At 68.9% G+C, this 19082-nt stretch carries 19 protein-coding genes and 1 tRNA gene; 12 read left to right on the top strand and 8 right to left on the bottom strand.

The features are described 5' to 3' along the window. Positions 1 to 62: 62 nt before the first annotated feature. Complete coding sequence (locus tag J7495_RS07610; RefSeq protein WP_294055877.1) at positions 63 to 737, bottom strand: TonB family protein; 675 nt, start codon at positions 735 to 737, stop codon at positions 63 to 65. 331 nt (positions 738 to 1068) lie between these two features. On the opposite strand from J7495_RS07610, the gene J7495_RS07615 reads away from it, so the two are divergent. Further along, positions 1069 to 1800, top strand: a complete 732-nt coding sequence (locus J7495_RS07615; protein ID WP_294055878.1) for a hypothetical protein — start codon at positions 1069 to 1071, stop codon at positions 1798 to 1800. Between the two features lie 44 nt (positions 1801 to 1844). Here the strand turns inward: J7495_RS07615 and J7495_RS07620 are convergent, their stop codons facing one another. After that, on the bottom strand, positions 1845 to 2216 hold the full coding sequence (locus J7495_RS07620; protein ID WP_294055879.1) for a dihydroneopterin aldolase: 372 nt from the start codon (positions 2214 to 2216) through the stop codon (positions 1845 to 1847). 158 nt (positions 2217 to 2374) lie between these two features. Between J7495_RS07620 and J7495_RS07625 the strand changes: the two genes are divergently transcribed. The 4 genes from J7495_RS07625 to J7495_RS07640 are packed head-to-tail and all read left to right on the top strand — an operon-like array spanning position 2375 to position 5239. Then, a complete protein-coding gene (locus J7495_RS07625; RefSeq protein ID WP_294055880.1) occupies positions 2375 to 2899 on the top strand; it encodes an N-acetyltransferase in 525 nt (174 codons plus the stop codon). A gap of 17 nt (positions 2900 to 2916) precedes the next feature. Further along, positions 2917 to 3477 (top strand): DUF1285 domain-containing protein, encoded by a 561-nt coding sequence (locus tag J7495_RS07630; RefSeq protein ID WP_294055881.1) that lies wholly within the window; start codon positions 2917 to 2919, stop codon positions 3475 to 3477. Further along, positions 3474 to 4061, top strand: a complete 588-nt coding sequence (locus tag J7495_RS07635) for a CoA pyrophosphatase (RefSeq protein WP_294055882.1) — start codon at positions 3474 to 3476, stop codon at positions 4059 to 4061. Before J7495_RS07630 ends, J7495_RS07635 begins: the two co-directional genes overlap by 4 nt. Next, complete coding sequence (locus tag J7495_RS07640) at positions 4058 to 5239, top strand: CCA tRNA nucleotidyltransferase (RefSeq protein WP_294055883.1); 1182 nt, start codon at positions 4058 to 4060, stop codon at positions 5237 to 5239. Before J7495_RS07635 ends, J7495_RS07640 begins: the two co-directional genes overlap by 4 nt. A 143-nt stretch (positions 5240 to 5382) precedes the next feature. On the opposite strand, the gene J7495_RS07645 is transcribed toward J7495_RS07640, so the two are convergent. The 3 genes from J7495_RS07645 to J7495_RS07655 form a co-directional block, all read right to left on the bottom strand. After that, positions 5383 to 6960 (bottom strand): bifunctional diguanylate cyclase/phosphodiesterase, encoded by a 1578-nt coding sequence (locus J7495_RS07645; protein WP_294056066.1) that lies wholly within the window; start codon positions 6958 to 6960, stop codon positions 5383 to 5385. 235 nt (positions 6961 to 7195) lie between these two features. Further along, complete coding sequence (gene parC / locus J7495_RS07650; protein ID WP_294055884.1) at positions 7196 to 9451, bottom strand: DNA topoisomerase IV subunit A; 2256 nt, start codon at positions 9449 to 9451, stop codon at positions 7196 to 7198. Between the two features lie 54 nt (positions 9452 to 9505). Then, complete coding sequence (locus tag J7495_RS07655) at positions 9506 to 10453, bottom strand: LysR substrate-binding domain-containing protein (protein WP_294055885.1); 948 nt, start codon at positions 10451 to 10453, stop codon at positions 9506 to 9508. Between the two features lie 149 nt (positions 10454 to 10602). On the opposite strand from J7495_RS07655, the gene J7495_RS07660 reads away from it, so the two are divergent. The 3 genes from J7495_RS07660 (at position 10603) to J7495_RS07670 (ending at position 13109) form a co-directional block, all read left to right on the top strand. Further along, positions 10603 to 10938, top strand: a complete 336-nt coding sequence (locus J7495_RS07660) for a UrcA family protein (RefSeq protein WP_294055886.1) — start codon at positions 10603 to 10605, stop codon at positions 10936 to 10938. Positions 10939 to 11152: 214 nt separating this feature from the next. Continuing rightward, a complete protein-coding gene (locus J7495_RS07665) occupies positions 11153 to 12052 on the top strand; it encodes a hypothetical protein (RefSeq protein ID WP_294055887.1) in 900 nt (299 codons plus the stop codon). 172 nt (positions 12053 to 12224) lie between these two features. After that, positions 12225 to 13109 (top strand): DUF4349 domain-containing protein, encoded by an 885-nt coding sequence (locus J7495_RS07670; RefSeq protein WP_294055888.1) that lies wholly within the window; start codon positions 12225 to 12227, stop codon positions 13107 to 13109. Positions 13110 to 13136: 27 nt separating this feature from the next. Here J7495_RS07670 and J7495_RS07675 read toward each other — a convergent pair whose 3' ends face one another. Next, positions 13137 to 15179, bottom strand: a complete 2043-nt coding sequence (locus J7495_RS07675; protein WP_294055889.1) for an acyltransferase family protein — start codon at positions 15177 to 15179, stop codon at positions 13137 to 13139. A gap of 223 nt (positions 15180 to 15402) precedes the next feature. On the opposite strand from J7495_RS07675, the gene purC reads away from it, so the two are divergent. From purC to purQ, 3 genes are all read left to right on the top strand, one after another. Beyond that, entirely contained in the window at positions 15403 to 16182 is a 780-nt protein-coding gene (purC, locus tag J7495_RS07680) for a phosphoribosylaminoimidazolesuccinocarboxamide synthase (protein WP_294055890.1), read from the top strand. 162 nt (positions 16183 to 16344) lie between these two features. Then, positions 16345 to 16575, top strand: a complete 231-nt coding sequence (gene purS, locus J7495_RS07685) for a phosphoribosylformylglycinamidine synthase subunit PurS (protein WP_294055891.1) — start codon at positions 16345 to 16347, stop codon at positions 16573 to 16575. Next, the gene (gene purQ / locus J7495_RS07690; protein WP_294055892.1) at positions 16572 to 17237 is read left to right on the top strand and encodes a phosphoribosylformylglycinamidine synthase subunit PurQ; all 666 of its coding nucleotides are present in this window, start codon (positions 16572 to 16574) and stop codon (positions 17235 to 17237) included. Before purS ends, purQ begins: the two co-directional genes overlap by 4 nt. A 35-nt stretch (positions 17238 to 17272) precedes the next feature. Here the strand turns inward: purQ and J7495_RS07695 are convergent, their stop codons facing one another. Both J7495_RS07695 and J7495_RS07700 read right to left on the bottom strand, forming a co-directional pair. Then, entirely contained in the window at positions 17273 to 18121 is an 849-nt protein-coding gene (locus tag J7495_RS07695; RefSeq protein ID WP_294055893.1) for an alpha/beta hydrolase, read from the bottom strand. A 74-nt stretch (positions 18122 to 18195) separates the two neighbouring features. Continuing rightward, positions 18196 to 18945 carry a queuosine precursor transporter gene (locus J7495_RS07700; protein ID WP_294055894.1) on the bottom strand — a complete coding sequence of 250 codons (750 nt, stop codon included), beginning with the start codon at positions 18943 to 18945 and terminating at the stop codon, positions 18196 to 18198. A gap of 60 nt (positions 18946 to 19005) precedes the next feature. On the opposite strand from J7495_RS07700, the gene J7495_RS07705 reads away from it, so the two are divergent. Further along, positions 19006 to 19082 (top strand) — tRNA-Arg (locus J7495_RS07705).

A 19082-nucleotide genomic window follows, 5' to 3' on the forward strand; every position in this document is an offset into this window, starting at 1 on the left:
CGCTTCGTCATTCAAAAGGCCGGTCGCGCGGGATCACCCCGGGCGGCCGGCCAGGCAAAGGATCAGTTTTCAGGCAGACGCCAGGTAAAGCGGCTCGACCATGCCGAAGGGATCTTGTTCCCGGAGGCATCTTCCGCCGGCGAGAAGCGCGCGCGGCGCTTCAGCAGATTGCAGGCGGTGCTGTCGAGCAACGACGATCCGCTGGACCCGGTGATCGTGCAGTTGGTGACACGGCCGGTGGCGTCCACGTCGAGGCGGAAGCTGGTCGTGCCCGCCTGCTCGGCGCGGATGGCTGCGTTCGGATAGTCGTCGTTGGTCACCCAGCCCTGGGGGCTGCCGCGCGGTTCCACCTTCTTCGCGATCCGCGGCGGTGCCGGCGGAGGCGGCGGCGCAGGCGGAGCCGGCGGCGCGGGCGGGATGATCGGCGGCGCAGGCGGAACCGTGTTCGTCTGCTGGATCACCGGAGCGGGCGCAGGGACCGCGACCTGAGCCGGCGGCACATAGACCTGCGTCGGCGGCGGCGGCACCGGCGAGTCCGGCGGCGGGGGCGGCGGCACTTCCTCCGGCGGAGGCGGCGGCTCGCTCACGTCGAACGTGTTGAGCTCCTCCGCCTTCTTCTTGATGTACTGATACGCAAGGCCGGTGACGAAGGCGTATCCTAGGCCAGCCACGATGATCGCGACCATGACGATCGCGACGATCTTGCTGCCACTTGTATTCCGGTCAGCGTAAGCCATTCGGCAACGTCACTCCTCTATCTCTCCGCGGCCCCCGATTCGCACGGATAACCGCCCGGCGTTCGCCTATAGCGTCCGTCGGCAGAGCGCGAGTCTCTATCGTGGCACCCACGGGAGCGCAAACGCTTTGTCGGACATAAGGCACCTAGTGCCGGCTGATGACGGAAATATTTCTGTATAGGAACGGCACAATCCGGTAACGACCGTGCGTATGCGCCGTATCTTCGCACATGGAATTTGCGCGGCCGCCATCCTGGCCTGCGCTCCAGCCACCGCCCAGACCGCCAGACCCGCCCCTTCTCAAGGGGTTGCGGCGGCGGCCCAGCCGGCCTTGCCCAGCTATGCCAGCATGGCGAAGCTGGTGCTCGGCGCGCCGCTGGTGATCGACGCACGCGTGAAGACCGCCGACCGGGTGAAGCCGCAGGACGCGCCCGGTCTCGCCGCGGGACGCGCGCGCTTCTACGTCGTCGCCGACGTGGCCGCGCTGATTCGCGGCCGCGCGGGCCTGCCGGCGCAGATCTCGTTCCTGGCGGACATCCCGCTCGATTCGAAGGGCAAGCCGCCCAGGATGAAGAAGGCGCGGCTGCTGCTCTTCGCGCGCGCCATCGCAGGACAGGCCGACCAGGTGCAGCTCACCGGGATCGACAGCCAGCGCGGCTGGTCGCCGGGGCTAGACGCCATGGTCCGCGGGATCGTCAAGGAAGTGCTGGCGGCCGATGCGCCGCCCGAGGTCGACGGCGTGGGCAATGCCTTCAGCGTGCCCGGTGCGCTCCCCGGCGAGCGCGAGACGCAGATCTTCGTGACCACGCGGAGCGGCGCGCCCTTCTCGATCCAGGTGCTCCGCCGCCCGGGCGAGCAGCCGCGCTGGTCGGTTTCGCTGGGTGACATCGTCGACGATTCGGCGGGCGCGCCGAAGAAGGATACGTTGCTCTGGTACCGCCTCGCCTGCGGGCTGCCGCGCCAGCTGCCCGAGGCGAGCGTGGCGGGCGAGGATCCGGCCAACGCCCGCGCCGCGCGCGAGGACTACGGGCTGGTGATCCGCGACCTGGGCGCTTGCGCGTAATGCGCTGAACGGGTTGCGTTAAATCCAGCCGGAAATGATGTGCCTCAGCGCCGGTGGCGGACGAGGGTGATGCCGATCGATTCGCCCTGCTCGGCGATCGCGAGCTTGACGATGCGCACCTCGACGCGGCGCACGCGCGCGTCCGAGATGAAGAGCGTCTCGCAGATATGGTCCGCAATGCCTTCGATCAGCGTGAAATGCACGTCCCTGGGCAGCGCGCCGGTGGCAGCGTGCTTGAGGTCGAGATAGCTCTTCGAGGCATTCAGTGGCGTGTCCGGCGCGAAGCGCTCGGGCGGCGTCAGGTCGGCGGTGACCGAGATGCGCAGCGGCTGCGGCAGGTGCGTCTCCTCGGAATAGATGCCGGTGAGCACCTCCATTTCGAGATCGTGCACCTGGAGCTGAAGCAAGTCGGACAAGGGCAAGCCTTTCGTGGAACGGGTGCGCGGCCATAACGCCGGCTCCTGCCCCCTGCAAATCCTCCCCTGCAATTCATCCTTGCGTCACACCAGATAGCGATTAAAGGCGCGCTCCCCCGGGTACCCTCGCTCGGATCGCGCAACACGAGGACAAGGACGTGACCGCACTGGTGCCGCTCGCCGACATCGAACCCCAGCTGGTCGAGGCGCTGCTCGACCGTGCGTTCGGGGCCGATCGACGCACGCGAACGGCCTATCGCATCCGTGCCGGTGCCCGCGCGATCCCCGCGCTGAGCTTCGCGGCGCTCGACGACGACGGCGCGCTGCTCGGCACGATCCAGTGCTGGCCGGTGTCGCTCGCCTGCGATTCGGGCGCCGAGGTGGCGCTGGTGATGGTCGGCCCGGTCGCGGTCGAGCCGCAATGGCAGCAGGGCGGGATCGGCAAGGCGCTGATGGTCCGCATGATCGAGGCCGCCGACGCCGCGGGCGTCGAGGGCAGCGACGCGCTGATGCTGATCGGCGACCCCGAATATTATGCGCGATTCTTCGGCTTCTCGGCCGAGCGCACCGGCGGTTGGCGCCTGCCCGGGCCCTATGAGGCGCGACGCCTGCTCGCGCGCGGCGCCGGCGTGCCCGACTGCGAGGGCCTGGTCGGTCCGCGCGAGTTGAAGGCGGCGGCATAGGCGCCTAACCAACCGGAATGCCTACGCCCCCCGATTTCGCGTCGTTGAGTCTCGCCGAGATCGCGCGGCTGGCGCAGGCGCACAAGCTGCCGCCGGTCGAGAGCTGGAACCCCGAGCATTGCGGGGACAGCGAGATGCGGATCGCGCGCGACGGGACCTGGTTCCACCAGGGCTCGCCGATCGGGCGCGCGGCGATGGTCGAGCTGTTCTCGACAATCCTGCGGCGCGAAGCGGACGGTAGCTATGTGCTTGTCACGCCGGTGGAAAAGCTGAGCATCGACGTCGAGGACGCTGCGTTCCAGGCGGTCGAGATGAAGGCCGAGGGAACAGGCGAAGCGATGCGGCTCGCCTTCAGGCTCAGCACCGGCGACCTGGTCACCGCCGGCCCCGCGCATGCGCTGCGCTTCGCGGCGACCGAGGAGGGGCCGCGGCCCTATCTCCACGTCCGCGGCGGGATGGAAGCGCTGGTCGCGCGCACCGTCTATTACGAGCTCGCCCAGATCGCGCTGGCGAACGGCAGCGAGCCCGCCGGCGTGTGGAGCGAGGGGCAGTTCTTCCCCCTGGAGCCGGCAGAATGACGCTCGCCGAGCGGCTGCGCGCCGCGCTCGATGCTGCGGAAATGCGGGGGCCGCTGCCGCTGGCAGGCGACCATTTCGACTTCGACCCGACGCAGCCGGGCCGGGCCGCGGCGGTGCTCGTCGCGGTAACCGATCGCGCCGAGCCCGGCGTGATCCTCACCCAGCGCACCGAATCGTTGCGCCAGCATTCGGGACAGGTCGCCTTCCCCGGCGGACGCGTCGACCCGGAGGACGACAGCGCCATCGCCGCCGCGCTTCGCGAAGCGCATGAGGAGATCGGCCTGCCGCCCGCCGAAGTCGAGGTGGTCGGCACGACCAGCCACTACCGCACCGTCACCGGTTACGACGTGACGCCGGTGATCGGCGTGGTGCGCCCAGGCCTGCCGCTGGTCGCGGCCGAAGCCGAAGTCGCCGCGGTGTTCGAGGTCCCCCTCGCCTTCCTCGTCGACCCGGCGAACCAGCGCGAGGTTCGCGCACATTATCAGGGACGTGAGCGGCGCTATTATGAGATCAACTGGCACGACCGACGGATCTGGGGCGCGACCGCGGCGATGATCGTCAATCTGGCGCACGTGCTCGCATGACCGCAGTCACCCTGCCCCCCGCCGAATGGCGCGAGCGCGAAGGGCTCGACCGGCTGGCCGAGGTGCTCGGTGCCAGCGAAGGCACGTCGCGCTTCGTCGGCGGCGCGGTGCGCGACACACTGCTCGGGATCGGCGTGGCCGACATCGACCTGGCGACGCGGCACAGCCCCGAGACGGTGATGGCGCTGCTCAAGGCCGCCGAGATCCGCGCGGTGCCGACCGGCCTCGCGCACGGCACGGTGACCGCGGTTCTCCCCGGCGGGCCGGTGGAAGTGACGACGCTGCGCCGCGACGTCTCGACCGACGGGCGCCACGCGACGGTCGCCTTCACCGAGGATTGGCGCGAGGATGCGGCACGGCGCGACTTCACGATCAACGCGCTCTACGCCGATCCCATTTCGGGACAGGTCTACGACTATTTCGGAGGGCTCGACGACCTGGGGAAGCGCCACGTCCGCTTCATCGGCGATCCGCTGCAGCGAATCGCCGAGGATCACCTCCGCATCCTACGCTTCTTCCGTTTCCTCGCGCGTTTCGGCGATTCGCCCGATCTCGAGGGCCTTGCGGCGTGCGCGGCGCGGGCGAACGACCTGATGGCGCTGAGCCGCGAGCGCATTGCGGACGAGCTGCTCAAGCTGCTGGTGGCGAAGGATGCGGTGCGCGTGGTGGGGCTGATGATCGCCCAGGGCATCTTGGTGCCGGTGCTGCCCGAGATCGACAGCGCCGAGCGGCTGGAGCGGCTCGCCGCGCGCGAGGCCGAGGCGGAGGTCGCGCCCAATGCGATCCGCCGGCTCGCGGCGCTGCTTCCGGCCGATCCCGCGGTGAGCGAAAGCGTCGCGGCGCGGCTGAAGTTCTCGAACGCGCAGCGCCGGCGGCTGGCCTCGGCGGCATTGCCCGCGGAGGGCGGCGTCCAGGCGCTGGCCTATCGCACCGGGCTCGACGGCGCGGTCGACCGGCTGCTGCTCTCGGACCGTCCGCTCGGCGACTTGGCACCCATCCGCGGCTGGAACGTCCCCGCCTTCCCGCTGAGCGGCGGCGCGATCGTCTCGCGCGGGGTTCGCGCGGGGCCCGAAGTGGCGCGGCTGCTCCGGCGGGTTGAGGATCAGTGGGTGGCGGAGGGCTTTCCCGACAAGGCCCGGGCCGAGGCGATCGCGGACGAGCTTACGGCGGCGGGCTGACCTACTCGTTACTCCCCCACAGCGTCATCCCGGCGAAAGCCCGGGACCCAGGGCCACGAGCGGCGCCCCCTGTAACCCTGGGTCCCGGCTTTCGCCGGGATGACGGTTGGGGTTGGTGACGGTTAGCCTTTGAACCCAAACATTCAAACGTAAGGCTCGGAAATCAGCCGGTACGCTTCCATATCCTCGAGCGCGCGCGAGTAGAGGAAGCCCTGGCCGAAGCTGCAGCCCAGCGCCGCCAGCGTCTGGGCGAGCTCGTTGGTCTCGATGCCCTCGGCGGTGGTCTGCATGCCCAGCGCCTGCGCCAGGCTGAGGATCGCGCGGACGATCGCGATCTTGTCGCGGTCCGCGAGCATCCCCGAGACGAAGCTGCGGTCGATCTTGAGCAAGTCGATCGGCAGCTTCTGGAGGTATGCGAGGTTCGAATAGCCGGTGCCGAAATCGTCCATCGCCAGCGTGGTGCCGAGGCCCTTCAGCGCCTGCATCGTCTGGGCGATGCGATCGGGATCCGAGACGATCGCGCTCTCGGTGAGCTCCAGCGTCAGCCGGCGGCCCGCGACGCCGTGGCGTTCGAGCGCCGACTGGACCATCGGCGCGATCTGGTCGCGCTGGAGCTGGATCGCCGAGAGGTTGACCGCGACCTTGACGCCGCAATCGCCGCCCCAGCGCTTGTCCCACTCCGCGATCGTTCGCGCCGCCTCGTCCATCGCCCAGCGGCCGAGCGGGACGATCAGCCCCGATTCCTCGGCGACGGGAATGAACTGGTCGGGCGAGAGCTTGATCCCCTCCTCGTTGGTCCAGCGCGCGAGCGCTTCGAACGAGACGATTCGGCCGTTCGAAAGGTCGCAGATCGGCTGGTAGCTGAGCGTCAGCGCGCCGGTCTCGATCGCGCGGCGCAGCTCGGTCTCCATGCCGAACTGCTCGCGCGCGATGTGGAAGGCGCGGGTGTGATAGACTTCGACGCGGCCACTCTTCTTGGCGCGCTTGACCGCGAACTGGGCGTTGCGGACCAGCTCCTCGGCCTCGCCGTCATTGTCGGCGCCCATCGCGATGCCGATCGAGGCGTCGACGCGGATTTCGAAGTCCGAGAGGCGGAAGGGGTTGAGCAGCGCGGTGGCGATGCGCTTGGCGACGTGGAGCGCGTCGGTCGGGCCGTCGTCGAGCGTGAGCAGCACGCCGAACTCGTCGCCGTTCATCCGCGCGAGCACGTCGCGGCCGCGCAGCGCGCCCTTCAGGCGGCGCGCGACCGAGATCAGCAGTTCGTCGCCCGCGAGGCCGCCGAGGCAGGCATTGACGCGGCTGAACCGGTCGAGGTTGATCACCATCACCGCATAGCGCTCGCGGTTCTCCGGCGTGACCGCAGCCTCGACCTCGTCGCTGAAGCCGGCGCGGTTGGGCAGCCCGGTCAGGCTGTCGGTCGCCATCTCGCGGCGCAGGCTGTGCTCGGTGCGCAGCTCCGCGGTCTGGTCGACCAGCGTGATCATGCAGCGCATCGCCTGGCCGCGTGCGGCGCGGCGCGCGAACATCACGCGGAAATAGCGGCAGTCGACTTCCTCGCCGAACTGCCAGGCGATCTCGCTCTGCAGCTCGTTCGATTCGAGGAAGCGGCGGATGCGCGGGCCGAGCAGGCGGATCACCGGCGAATCGACCGGGGTCGAGCCCAGCCCGGCGTAGCGGAAGGGGCGATTGACCGCGTCGAAGAGGAAGTCGCGGCCGCGCATCTCGACGATCACGGCGGGCACCGGCAGCAGCTCGAGCAGCTGCGCCGCGGCGCCTCCCGCGAGCGCGAGATTGTCCTGCCCCGAGGAGTCCTCGGGTTCCACAGGCTGGGCACCGGAGTGGCTGCGTTTGAGCACCATCGCCCGCTCGGGATAGCGGGGGTTCGTTAAAGCCCGATAAATGCTAAGAAAAGCACGGGCCCGAAACGATTCGGAAATGGCATGATCAGCGAGGCTGTCAGCGGAACCGATTGTTCCGCGGGAAGCCGTTCGGCGGCAGCCTTCCGGCGGCACCGCGCGCCGCCCGCCAGGGCGAGAGATCGCTCTCGGTACGCACCCGCCCCTCGCTGCCGCCCATCGCCCAGCTGAGCCCATCGGCGAACTTGAAGGTGATCGCATCCGAGAGGCCGCCGTCGCGGAAGCGCTGGAGCTGGACGCCCTGGCCGCGGCTCATCTCGGCGAGTTCGGAGAGCGGGAAGACGAGCAGCTTGCGGTTGTCGCCGATCGCCGCGACATAATCGTCGTCGGGCTTCACCGGGCGGACCAGCGCGAGCGAGGCGCCGGGGCGCGGCGTCACCACCTGCTTGCCCTTGCGCGTCTCGGCGATGACTTCCTCGGTGCGCACGATGAAGCCGCGCCCGTCGGTCGCGGCGACGAGCAGCTTCTCGGCACTGCTCGCGGGCCACAGCCCGACGATCGCGCGCTCGCCTTCGAGGTCGACCATCAGCCGCACCGGCTCGCCGAAGCCGCGCCCGCCGGGGAGCTTGTCCGCCGCGAGCGTGTAGAAACGACCATTGTCGGCGGCGAGCAGCAGCTTGTCGGTGGTCTGCGCCGGGAAGGCGAGATAGCCCTCGTCGCCTTCCTTGAACTTGAGGTCGGCGATCTGCGGCGCCTCGAGATGCCCCTTCATCGCGCGGATCCAGCCGCGCTTCGAGAGGATCACGGTGATCGGCTCGCGCTCGATCATCGCCTCGAGCGGGATCTCGCGCGCCGGCGCGGCTTCCTGGACGAGCGTGCGGCGCTTGCCGAGCGGAGTCTCGGGGCCGTAGCGATCGCGCAGCTTGCCGAGGTCGCGCTTCATCCGGGTGCGCTGGCGCGCGTCCGAGGAGAGCAGCAGCTCGAGCTCGGCCTTCTCCTTCTCCAGTCCCGTCTGCTCGCGCTTGAGCTCCATCTCCTCGAGCTTGCGCAGGCTGCGCAGCCGCATGTTGAGGATCGCCTCGGCCTGGCGGTCGGAAAGCTCGAACTCGGCCATCATGATCGGCTTGGGCTCGTCCTCGGTGCGGATGATCTCGATCACCCGGTCGAGGTTGAGGAACGCGACGATATAGCCCGCGACCAGCTCGAGCCGGTCGGCGATCTTGGCGAGGCGATGCTCGGATTTGCGCCGCAGCACGACGAACTGGTGCTCGACCCAGGCAGCGAGCGCTTCGCCCAGCCCCATCACCCGCGGCGTGCGGTTGGCATCGAGCACGTTGAGGTTCAGCGACACGCGCGTCTCGAGGTCCGAAAGGCGGAACAGGCTGTCCATCAGCGTCTGCGGATCGACGGTTCGCGCACGCGGCTCGAGCACGATGCGGATGTCCTCGGCGCTCTCGTCGCGGACGTCGGCGAGGATCGGCAGCTTCTTGTCGTTGATCAGCGCCGCAATCGCTTCGATCAGCTTGCCCTTCTGCACGCCGTACGGAATCTCGGTGACCACCGCGACCCAGGTGCCGCGGCCCTGGTCCTCCTGGTGCCATTTCGAGCGGACGCGGAAGCCGCCGCGGCCGGTGGCATAGGCCTCGGCGATCGCCGCGGGGCTGTCGACGACCAGGCCGCCGGTCGGAAAGTCCGGGCCCTTCACATGCTCGAGCACGTTCGCCTCGGGGTTGTCGATCAGCGCGACCGCGGCGTCGATCAGCTCGGCGGCATTGTGCGGCGGAATGCTCGTCGCCATGCCCACCGCGATGCCCGCGGCGCCGTTGGCGAGCAGGTTCGGGAACAGGCCGGGGAAGAGCTCGGGCTCCTCGTCCTCGCCATTGTAGGTCGGGCGAAAATCGACGGCGTTCTCGTCGAGCCCGTCCATCAGGTCGATCGCGACCTGGGTCAGCCGCGCCTCGGTGTAGCGATAGGCGGCGGCGTTATCGCCGTCGATGTTGCCGAAATTGCCCTGGCCGTCGACCAGCGGGTAGCGCAGCGAGAAGGTCTGGGCGAGGCGGACCATCGCGTCATAGACCGACGCGTCGCCATGCGGATGGTATTTGCCGATCACGTCGCCGACGACGCGGGCGCATTTCTTGTAGCCCTGCGCCGGATCGAGCCGCAGCAGCCGCATCGCCCAGAGCAGGCGGCGGTGGACCGGCTTCAGCCCGTCGCGGACATCGGGGAGCGAGCGCGCCGTGATCGTCGACAACGCATAGACGAGGTAGCGTTCGGAGAGCGCGCTGTCGAAGGGGACGTCTGAAGCGTCGGGCGTCGGTTCGGGAGCTGCGATCGTGTCGTTGTCAACGGCCATTCCGACCGCCCTAGCAGCGCCCGCGCGCTCTTGCGAGCCGCGCAGGCCCTGCCCTCACGCTTTTTCCACAGCTTTCCGCCCCAGGGACTTCCGACGGGGCGTGCCCGGGTGCGGCGCCTGGTCGGGCGGGAGCAGCGCCCCCCAGGGGTCGTCGCCGAGCCAGGCCTGGACCTCGGGACCGATCCATTCGCGGAACGCACGGATCTTGGCGAGGCCGCGCTTCGCCTCGGGATAGACGAGGTGCATCGTGCCGCGCGGATAGTCGATGAACTCGTCGACCGCGGGGACGAGCTGGCCCGAAGCGATCTGCGCTTCCCACATCAGCGGGCAGAGCGCGGCGACGCCGTGACCCGCGAGCGCGGCGCTGCCGTCGAGGATCTGCGAATCGAAGCGCACGCCGGGCGGCGGCACGCCGTCGGGGTCCTCGGGCTTGAACCAGAGCCGCCACCAGATGTCGCCGGGCGTGAGCCGCGGCATCCGGAGCAGATCGTCGACGCTGCGAACCGGCGGATATTTGGCGAGGAAGGCGGGGCTGGCGAAGGGCATCACCGGCGTGCGCATCAGGAAGTGGCAGACCATGCCCGGCTGCCTGTCCTCGAAGCCGCGCAGCGCGACGTCGGCCTCGCCTGCCGCCAGGTCGATCACATCGTCGCTGACGTGGAGCCGCACCGCGAGCCCCGGCCGCTCGAGCTGGAAGCCGCCGAGCCGCCCGGCGAGCCAGTTGGTCGCGAGCGTGCGCGGCGCGGTGATCGTCAGCACATGCTCGCTCTCGGCGCGCACGGCACTGAACGCCTCGCCGAGCGAATCGAAGGCACTGGTGACCTGCGGTGCGATCCGCCGGCCGTGCTCGGTCAGGACGATGCCCCGCCCGCTGCGCGTGAACAAGGGCGCGCCGAGCCGCTCCTCGAGCACTTTCATCTGATAGCTCACCGCGGCCTGGGTCATCCCCAGCTCTTCGGCCGCGCGCGTGAAATTGCCGTGGCGCGCAGCCGCCTCAAACACGCGGACGGCAGACAGGGGCGGCAGGCGTCGCATGCGCAATTCATAAGCACAGCTTATTCGTTACGTCCAACGATTTGTTGGCCTGAATCGCTGCCCGGCGGCAGAAGAGCGCTATCGCCGACCCCCCGGCCCCAACAGAGGAAAGACCCATGAACCGCACCGCTGCTGTCACCGCGGCCCTGTTCGCCGCGCTGTTCGTTGCTCCGATCGTCGCCCCCGTTCCTGCCCTCGCGGCCGAGGACGGCAAGCGCGTCCATGTTACCTATGCCGATCTCGATCTCTCGACGCCGCAGGGCGTGGGCCAGCTCGACCGGCGCCTCGCCAAGGCCGTCAATTCGGCCTGCGAAGCGACGCCGAGCCGCGCGCTCTCGCAGGCGCTGGCGCTCCGCCACTGCCGCGACACCGCGCTCGCCTCGGTCGCCGAGCAGCGCGTCCATGCCATCGCCTCGCACCGCAGCGAGATCCAGGTCGCCGGCGGGCGCTGACTTTCCCTGACTCCCGCCAGTGATCCGAGGCGGGCGGCGCTGCGGGGCGCCGTCCGCCTCTTCGCATGCGCATTCCACAAGCCTTGCTCATGAATGTCCGCGACGCCGTTGCGCGTGCGCCGCACTCGTTCCCGAAACGGAACATCGCCTGGTCGGCGGAGTTGGGCCTTGGTTAATTCTCGGCTAAACACGGCACCCGACCAGGGAGAATTCGATGCGAGTCTTTGCGGCACTGGCAGCGCTGATGCTGCTCGCGGGGTGCGAAGTTCAGCCGGCAGGGCCAAACTCCAAGGATGCGTTCGCCGACGCGCAGACGATGTCGGGCGCGACCGGCCCGTTCGACTACCGCTACGCCTTCCGCCTGCCCGCACAGCGCGTGAAGCAGGTCCAGCAGTCCAACGCCGATGCCTGCGACAAGCTCGGGCCGGCGCGCTGCCAGATCCTCGCCGAGAAATATGTGGTGGGCGACACCAACCGCACCCGCGCAGTGCTGACGCTCAAGATCGACCCGACGATCGCGCGCGCCTTCGGCGACGCCGCGGTCCGGACGCTGCAGAGCGCCGACGGCCAGCTGACCGACAGCGAAGTCACCGGCGCGGTCTCGAACGCCAGCGTGCGCAGCGCCGCGATGGTCGATCGCCTCCGCGGCCAGCTTAAGGTCTCGCAGACCCAGGCCGACGCGGGCAGCGCCGAAGCCAGGGCACGCGCCGGCCGCATCCAGTCCGCGCTCGACACGATCGCCGAGGTCGAGGCCAGCCAGGGCCAGACGCTGGCGACCGCGACGATGCTCGTCAGCTATGAATCGAGCACCGCGCTCACCGGCCTCGGCAGCCCCGAAGCCAATTTCCACAGCGCCGGCATGACCTTCGAGAGCACGGTCTCCCGCGTGCTGATCGTGCTCGCGTCGTTCGGGCCGTGGTTCCTGCTGCTCGTACTCATCGTCCTGGTGCTGCGCTTCGTAGTGCATGGCCCCGGCGGCGGCTTCGAGACACCCGAGCAGACCGACGAGCGCGAGCGCGAGGAAGAGGCGGCACGGCACGAGAATCGCAACCTGATCCACCGCTGGTTCAACCGCGACGACGAGCGCCACCCCGAGCCGCAGCACGGGGTCTGACGACCCCCACCCAACTACGCACGCAACCGTCATCCCGGCGAAAGCGGGGATGACGACTGTTGGGTTGCGTCAAAATATGGCGTAAAAATGTCCTGCCCCATTTTTGCCATATTGACATAATCCCATCGCCATGATGGATTTTATCTCGTCGAAATGACGAGGAGACAGAGCCATGCGGTTTCGTGCGTTCCTTCCCGCCGGTGCGCTCGCGCTGGCATTGGCTGGCTGCAGTGCGGCAGATTATGGCAGCAATGCGACCACCAGCGTGACCGAAGACGCCGCCTCGGCGGACGCAGCCGACGCGCGCGCCAAGGACGGCGTGGGCGCCGAAGCGGTCAAGGTCTCCCTCCCCAAGCTCGCCTACAGCTACGAGCTCAGCTACCGGCTTCCCTCGGACAAGCTCGGCGGCGCGCAGGACGCGCATCGCCGGCTTTGCGAGAACATGGGGCCCGCGCGCTGCCAGCTGCTCTCGCTCACGCGCGGCGATGCGGAGAACAGCAGCGGCGACGCGACGCTCAAGGTCCGCGTCGCCACCGCCGAGGCGCAGGGCTTCGCCGACGCCGCCTCCAAGGCCGTGAGCGACGCCGGCGGCCGCACGCTCCAGACCAACGTGGGCGCCGAGGACGTCTCGAAGCAGGTCGTCGACACCGAGGCGCGCATCCGCCAGCGCGAGATGCTCGTCGCGCGACTTACCGACGTGCTGCGCCGGCGCAACGGCAAGGTCGAGGAGCTCGTCGCCGCCGAGCGCAGTGTCGCCGAGGCGCAAGAGGAACTCGACCAGGCGCGCGGCTGGCTCGCCGAGCTCAAGGGCCGTGTCGCCATGTCCGACGTCGAGATCCGCTACGAGGCGGTCGCACCGGCCACAAGTCCCTCGAGTACCACCGCCCAGCTCAACGACGCCGTAACCGGCTCGGCGACCGGCTTCGCGATCGGACTGCAGATGCTGGTGACGCTTGCAATCTATATCCTGCCCTGGGCGCTGCTGGTCGGGCTCGCCGCGCTCGGCATCCGTGCAGTGCGCCGCCGCGTCGGGCCGCGGATCGGCGCGGAAGGCTGATTCGCCCCGCGGCGCTTCGGCGGCCCGCTATTCGGAGTGCCGAAGCGCCGCGTCGAGCTGAGGGACGAGCCGCTGCTCGAGCCAGAGGCCGCCGCGCAGACTCAGATGATGCGAATCGAAATAGAGGATCGTGCTCCCCTCGTTCGCCGGGCAGGCCGTCCGGTCGCAGAGCACTGCGAAGGGGTCGACCAGCGCCAGATCCCCGCGCTTCGCCGCGAGCGCGCGCAAGGCTTCGGTCGCTTCGCTCCGCATGGCGTCGGCCCGCGCCCGCGGCATCGCGCAGCGCGCCGGCGCCGCACGCGCAAGACAGGATGGCCCGTCGTGCGGCAGCGTCGGATTGTCGAGCATGGCGACCACCCGCACGCCCAGCGGCTTCGACCAATCGACGATGTCGCTCACGGCACGCGCGACGCGGACGCCCACCGGTCCCGGCTCGCGATTGGGCATGTCCGGCACGTTCGACGCCGGCCAGCGCGAGGCGAGCACCAGCGTCACCGGCCGCTGCCGGGCCAGCTCCGCGACTTGCCGGCGCACTGCGTCGTTCAACGCAAGGCATTGCGCGCGGTCGACGAGATCGCCTGCGATCCCCAGCGAGTCCCATCCGGGCATCGGCCGGCAGCCACCCCGTGCGCGATAGAGCACCGCCACATGATGGTCGCGGCCCCAGCGATCGAACAGCGCAACGCTGTGGAGCGCGTGCGAATCGCCCCACAGGATGATCAGCGGACGAGCCGCGCGATCGCCGACCGTGCAACCCTCGACCGATGCGAGACCCGTAAAACGCGTCTGATAATGCGAGCAGGCCGCGGGCCAGTCCCCCGTCCGTTCGCGCCGGGCGGTCGCGATGGCCTGGAGCCAGGGCGAGCCGGCGAGTCGCGCCTGCGCGTCGAGAAGGACGCCGATCGACGCTGTCGCGCCAAGCACGAGCGCCGCGGCGCCGACGCCGAGCGAACGCCACTCACCGCGAGCGATCGCCCAGCGCCGCTCGCGGATCGGCGCCTCGACCAGGTGATAGCTCGCCGCGCTGATCGCGAACGATACGGCGAGCGCCGCCAGCAGCATGCCCGCCGAAGCCTCGCCGAGCGTCGCCGACTGGACGAACGCCAGCAGCGGCCAGTGCCACAGATACCAGCCATAGGAGATCGTGCCGGTATAGGCGAAGGGCCGCAGCGCGAGCAGCCGCGCCACGGGGTTGCGCGGGGCATGCTCGCCGGCCAGGATCACCGCGGCCGCACCAAGCGTCGGCAGCAACGCCGTATAGCCCGGGAAAGGCGTCGTCCCGTCGAACAGCCATGCGGCCCCGGCGATCGCCGCGAGGCCGGCCGCGGCCAGCGCGGTGGCGAGCCATGGCGGCAGCCGGCGACCGCGATGCTCGCCCGCCGCCAGCGCCGCGCCGATCGCGAACTCCCAGGCACGCGCCGGCGTGAGGTAGAAGCCCACCGAGGGGTTCAGCCGCACGACCGAAACGCTCAGTGCGAGCGACACGACGGCGAGGAGCCCGAGCAGGACGAGCAGCGCGCGCAATTGCCCTATCCGCGTCCGGCGCGCGATCCAGGCGGACGCGACGATCAGCAGCGGCCAGAGGAGATAGAATTGCTCCTCGACCGCGAGCGTCCAGGTGTGGAGCAGCGGAAAGGATTCGGGCTGCGCGGCAAAATAGCCCGACGCCTGCCGCCAGAAGAAGAAGTTCGACGCGAACAGCAGCACCGACAGCGCCGACCAGGCAAGCGACTGGAGCTCGCCGGTCGCCGGCAGGATCGCCAGCCCGCCGGCCAGCGTCGCGAGCAGCATCAGCAGCAGCGCCGGGAGCAGCCGCCGAGCGCGCCGCGCATAGAAGCCCGCGAAGTCGATCCGCTGCGTCCGGCGCTGCTCGGCGAGCAGCACGCGCGTGATGACGAAGCCCGAAATGACGAAGAAGACGTCGACGCCGACGAAGCCGCCGGTCAGCAGCTTGGGGAAGCCGTGGAACACCACCACGATCCCGACGGCGACGGCGCGCAGGCCATTGATGTCCGCGCGCCACTGGCGGCTCGCTGCTCCTGCACCCTTGTCGATCGTCAAGCCGGCCACCGCCCCATTTCGCGCGGGCCGATTAACAGACTGAAGACGGTCGAACAATCGCCGGAGACGGTCCGCAGCCGAGCGGCGTCCCGAGAGTTTTCCACAGCCTGGGGCATCCACCTGACCGGATGCGCGATTGCACCTCCCCACCCCTTCCGGTATAGGCGCGCCTTTCCGAGCCCCGGCATGCGCCCGCGCCGCCGGGGCAACGCATTTCAGGGGTTTCTGCCGCATGGCTCGCCGCCGCCAGATCTACGAGGGCAAGGCCAAGATTCTCTACGAGGGTCCGGAGCCGGGTACGCTCATCCAATATTTCAAGGACGATGCGACTGCCTTCAATGCCCAGAAGAAGGGCACGATCAACGGCAAGGGCGTGCTCAACAACCGGATCAGCGAGCATCTCTTCACGCTGCTCGCGGGGATCGGCGTCCCGACTCACTTCATCCGCCGGCTCAACATGCGCGAGCAGCTGATTCGCCATGTCGAGATCGTGCCGATCGAAGTCGTGGTGCGCAACGTCATCGCCGGCTCGCTGTCGAAGCGCCTCGGGATCGAGGAAGGCACGCCGCTGCCGCGCACGATCATCGAATATTACTACAAGGACGATGCGCTGGGTGACCCGATGGTCACCGACGAGCATATCCTCGCTTTCGGCTGGGCGAGCCAGGAAGAGCTCCACGACATGGCTGACATGGCGATCCGCGTGAACGACTTCATGTCGGGCCTGTTCGCCGGCATCGGCATCCGCCTGGTCGACTTCAAGCTCGAGTTCGGGCGGATCTGGGACAATGACTACAGCCGCATCATCCTGGCCGACGAGATCAGCCCGGACGGCGCGCGACTGTGGGACATGGCCTCGGGCGAGAAGCTCGACAAGGACCGGTTCCGCCGCGACATGGGCGGCGAGATCGAAGCCTATCAGGAAGTCGCGCGCCGCCTTGGGCTGTTCCCCGAGGGCGCGGATTCGGCCGTGCTCGACCTGGAAAGCCATCGCAAGCGCCGCGGACGCTGAGCGTCGCGACCTGGGGTCGCCCTCCAAGTGACCGCCGAGAGGCCACGGGCAACGTGGCCCGTCGTCCCCGAGCCCCGGCTTTCGCCGGAATGGCGGCTTGAGGCTCATCTTCCATCGATTTCGGATTGCCCCGGGCGCGCCGCCCCGCCATAGGGCGCGGGCATGAAGCTCCGCATCATCGTCACGCTCAAGAACGGCGTTCTCGACCCCCAGGGCAAGGCCATCCAGCACGCGCTCGCCGGCCTCGGTTTCGACGGCGTCGCCGACGTCCGCGCCGGCAAGATCTTCGAACTCGAAGTCGCCGACGCGACGAGCGACGAGGCGATCGACGAGATGTGCCGCAAGCTCCTCGCCAACACGGTGATCGAGAACTACCGAGTGGAAAAGTCATGAAGACCGCAGTCATCGTCTTCCCGGGTTCCAACTGCGATCGCGACATCGCAGTCGCGCTGGAAGCGGTGACGGGCAGCAAGCCCGCGATGGTCTGGCATGCCGAGACCGAGCTTCCCCACGGCCTCGGCCTGATCGCGCTCCCCGGCGGCTTCTCCTACGGCGATTACCTGCGCTGCGGTGCGATCGCGGCGCGATCGCCGGTGGTGCGAGCGGTGGTCGAGGCGGCAGGCAAGGGCGTGCCAGTGATCGGTATCTGCAACGGCTTCCAGGTGCTTACCGAGACCGGGTTGCTCCCCGGCGCGCTGATGCGCAACGAAGGGCTCGACTTCGTCTGCCGCGACGTGGCGCTGACCGTCGACAACAGCCAGTCGATCTTCACCAGCGGCTATCGCGCCGGCGAGACGCTCACGATCCCGGTCGCGCACCACGACGGCAATTATTTCGCCGATCCCGAGACGCTCGACCGGATCGAAGGCGAAGGCCGCGTCGCCTTCCGCTATGCCGATCAAGTCAACGGCTCGGCGCGCAAGATCGCCGGCGTGATCAACGCCGCGGGCAACGTCCTCGGCATGATGCCGCACCCCGAGCGCAAGATCGAAGCCGCACATGGCGGCGCCGACGGTCGGCGGCTGTTCGAGGGACTGCTCGAAGCGGTCGGCTGAGGGGGCCGGAACCCCCTCGCCTTCCCGTCCCCGATTTATCCCGCGCGCTCGCCCAGCCACGCCAGGATATCCCCCATCACCGCTTCCTTGCCGAGATCGGCGAGCAGGTCGTGGTAATGGCCGGCATAGATCTTCAGCGTCTTGTCCTCCGAGCCGGCGTGCTCGTAGAAATATTCGCTGCCCTTGCACACCGTCGCATGGTCGTCGCTGCCGTGCATGATCAGCACCGGCAGGGTCACTGTCTCGAAGCTGTCGTGCAGCCGTTCGTCAGCACGGACCAGCGCCGCCACCGTCGCGGCGGGCTGGTTCTCGTTCTCGATCAGCGGATCGGCGTTGAGCATCGCGACATGCTCGGGATCGCGCGAGAAATATTCGTTCTTGAGCTTGAGCACGCCGAGGTGCGGCGCGATGTGGCTCAGCCCCTTGATCGCCGCGAGCGCGAAGCCCGGCGCCGGCACCTGGAAGGCGAAGTCCTCGCAGATGAAGCCGTCGATCTCGGCCTGGTGGTCGAGCACATAGGTCGCACCGACGACGCCGCCGGCGCTGTGCGCGAGCAGGAAGACCTTGAGCCCCGGATGGCGCGACTTGGCGATGTCGATCGACCCCGCCTGGTCGGCGACATAATCGGCGACGTCGTCGACATAAAAGCGCTCGCCGCCCGACTTGCCGCGCCCGCGCAGGTCGGCGGCGTAGACCGCATAGCCCGCCTCGACGAGCTGCGACGCCGCCCATGCATATTGTCCGCTGTGCGCGTTGAAGCCATGCCCGATCACCACCACTGCGCGCGGCGCCTCGGCGGGCAGCCAGGAGCGCATGAAGATCTCGACGCCGCCCTTGCCTTCGAACGTCTCTTCCTTGCTGGTCATCGTGTCCATGGTGAGCATCGCGCATCTCCTCGAGGGTGTGCGCGCAACCAAGCATCGCCGCGGGGGCGCCGCCAGCTACCTCTTCGGGTAGTTCACACCGTCGTTCGGAACGGCGAGAAGTCAGTCCCCTCGTCGAACACGTCGACGCCTTCGCGGCGCTTGAGGAAGCCGACGACGAGATAGGTGAAGGGCGTGAGCAGCACTTCCCAGCCGACCTTGAGCGCCCACTGGGTGAGCAGGATCACCAGCACGTTGGTGGTCGTCCAGCCCGGCGCGCCGAGGAAGGCGAGCGGGTAGAAGATCAGGCTGTCGACGCCCTCGCCGAAGATCGTCGAGCCGATCGTGCGCGTCCAGAGGTGACGCCCCTGGGTCCAGAGCTTCATCCGCGCGAGCACGAAGGAATTGACGAACTCGCCCGCCCAGAAGGCGACGATCGAGGCCGCGGCGATCCGCGGGATGCTGCCGAAACCGAAGACCTGCTCATAGGCCGCCTGACCGGTCCAGCCCTGATCCGGCGGCAGCGCCACGACGACGATGCACATCAGGATCATGAACAGCATCGCTGCGAAGCCCGCCCAGATCACGCGCCGCGCGCGGGCATAGCCATAGACTTCGGTGAGCACGTCGCCGAGCACATAGGAGATCGGGAAGAACAGGATGCCCGCACCGAACGGCCAGGGGCCGATGAGGGGCAGGTCGATCACCGATCGCTTGCTCGCGCCGATGATGTTCGACAGCAGCAGGATGACGACGAACGCCACCATCACATAGTCGTAATAGCGGAAATGCCCGCCCGCGATGTCGCGCGCGGCGACGTGCGCCGGTCTTGCCCCCTCGTTCATGGTCCGGGACTATGATCGCGGTTCCGCCGCCGCGCAATCCGCGCTAACGGCGGCTGGCGCGCGCCCGTAGCTCAGCTGGATAGAGCACGAGCCTTCTAAGCTTGGGGTCGCAGGTTCGAACCCTGCCGGGCGCGCCA

The organism is Sphingomonas sp. (assembly GCF_017745215.1).
Taxonomy (GTDB): Bacteria; Pseudomonadota; Alphaproteobacteria; order Sphingomonadales; family Sphingomonadaceae; genus Sphingomonas.

Coding starts and splice junctions, on each gene's coding strand:
- J7495_RS07610 (WP_294055877.1), bottom strand. CDS start 737: ATGGCTTACGCTGACCGGAATACAAGTGGCAGCAAGATCGTCGCGATC.
- J7495_RS07630 (WP_294055881.1), top strand. CDS start 2,917: ATGCCTACGCCCCCCGATTTCGCGTCGTTGAGTCTCGCCGAGATCGCG.
- J7495_RS07635 (WP_294055882.1), top strand. CDS start 3,474: ATGACGCTCGCCGAGCGGCTGCGCGCCGCGCTCGATGCTGCGGAAATG.
- J7495_RS07640 (WP_294055883.1), top strand. CDS start 4,058: ATGACCGCAGTCACCCTGCCCCCCGCCGAATGGCGCGAGCGCGAAGGG.
- J7495_RS07645 (WP_294056066.1), bottom strand. CDS start 6,960: ATGCGCGGCCGCGACTTCCTCTTCGACGCGGTCAATCGCCCCTTCCGC.
- parC (WP_294055884.1), bottom strand. CDS start 9,451: ATGGCCGTTGACAACGACACGATCGCAGCTCCCGAACCGACGCCCGAC.
- J7495_RS07660 (WP_294055886.1), top strand. CDS start 10,603: ATGAACCGCACCGCTGCTGTCACCGCGGCCCTGTTCGCCGCGCTGTTC.
- J7495_RS07665 (WP_294055887.1), top strand. CDS start 11,153: ATGCGAGTCTTTGCGGCACTGGCAGCGCTGATGCTGCTCGCGGGGTGC.
- J7495_RS07670 (WP_294055888.1), top strand. CDS start 12,225: ATGCGGTTTCGTGCGTTCCTTCCCGCCGGTGCGCTCGCGCTGGCATTG.
- purC (WP_294055890.1), top strand. CDS start 15,403: ATGGCTCGCCGCCGCCAGATCTACGAGGGCAAGGCCAAGATTCTCTAC.
- purS (WP_294055891.1), top strand. CDS start 16,345: ATGAAGCTCCGCATCATCGTCACGCTCAAGAACGGCGTTCTCGACCCC.
- purQ (WP_294055892.1), top strand. CDS start 16,572: ATGAAGACCGCAGTCATCGTCTTCCCGGGTTCCAACTGCGATCGCGAC.
- J7495_RS07695 (WP_294055893.1), bottom strand. CDS start 18,121: ATGCTCACCATGGACACGATGACCAGCAAGGAAGAGACGTTCGAAGGC.
- J7495_RS07700 (WP_294055894.1), bottom strand. CDS start 18,945: ATGAACGAGGGGGCAAGACCGGCGCACGTCGCCGCGCGCGACATCGCG.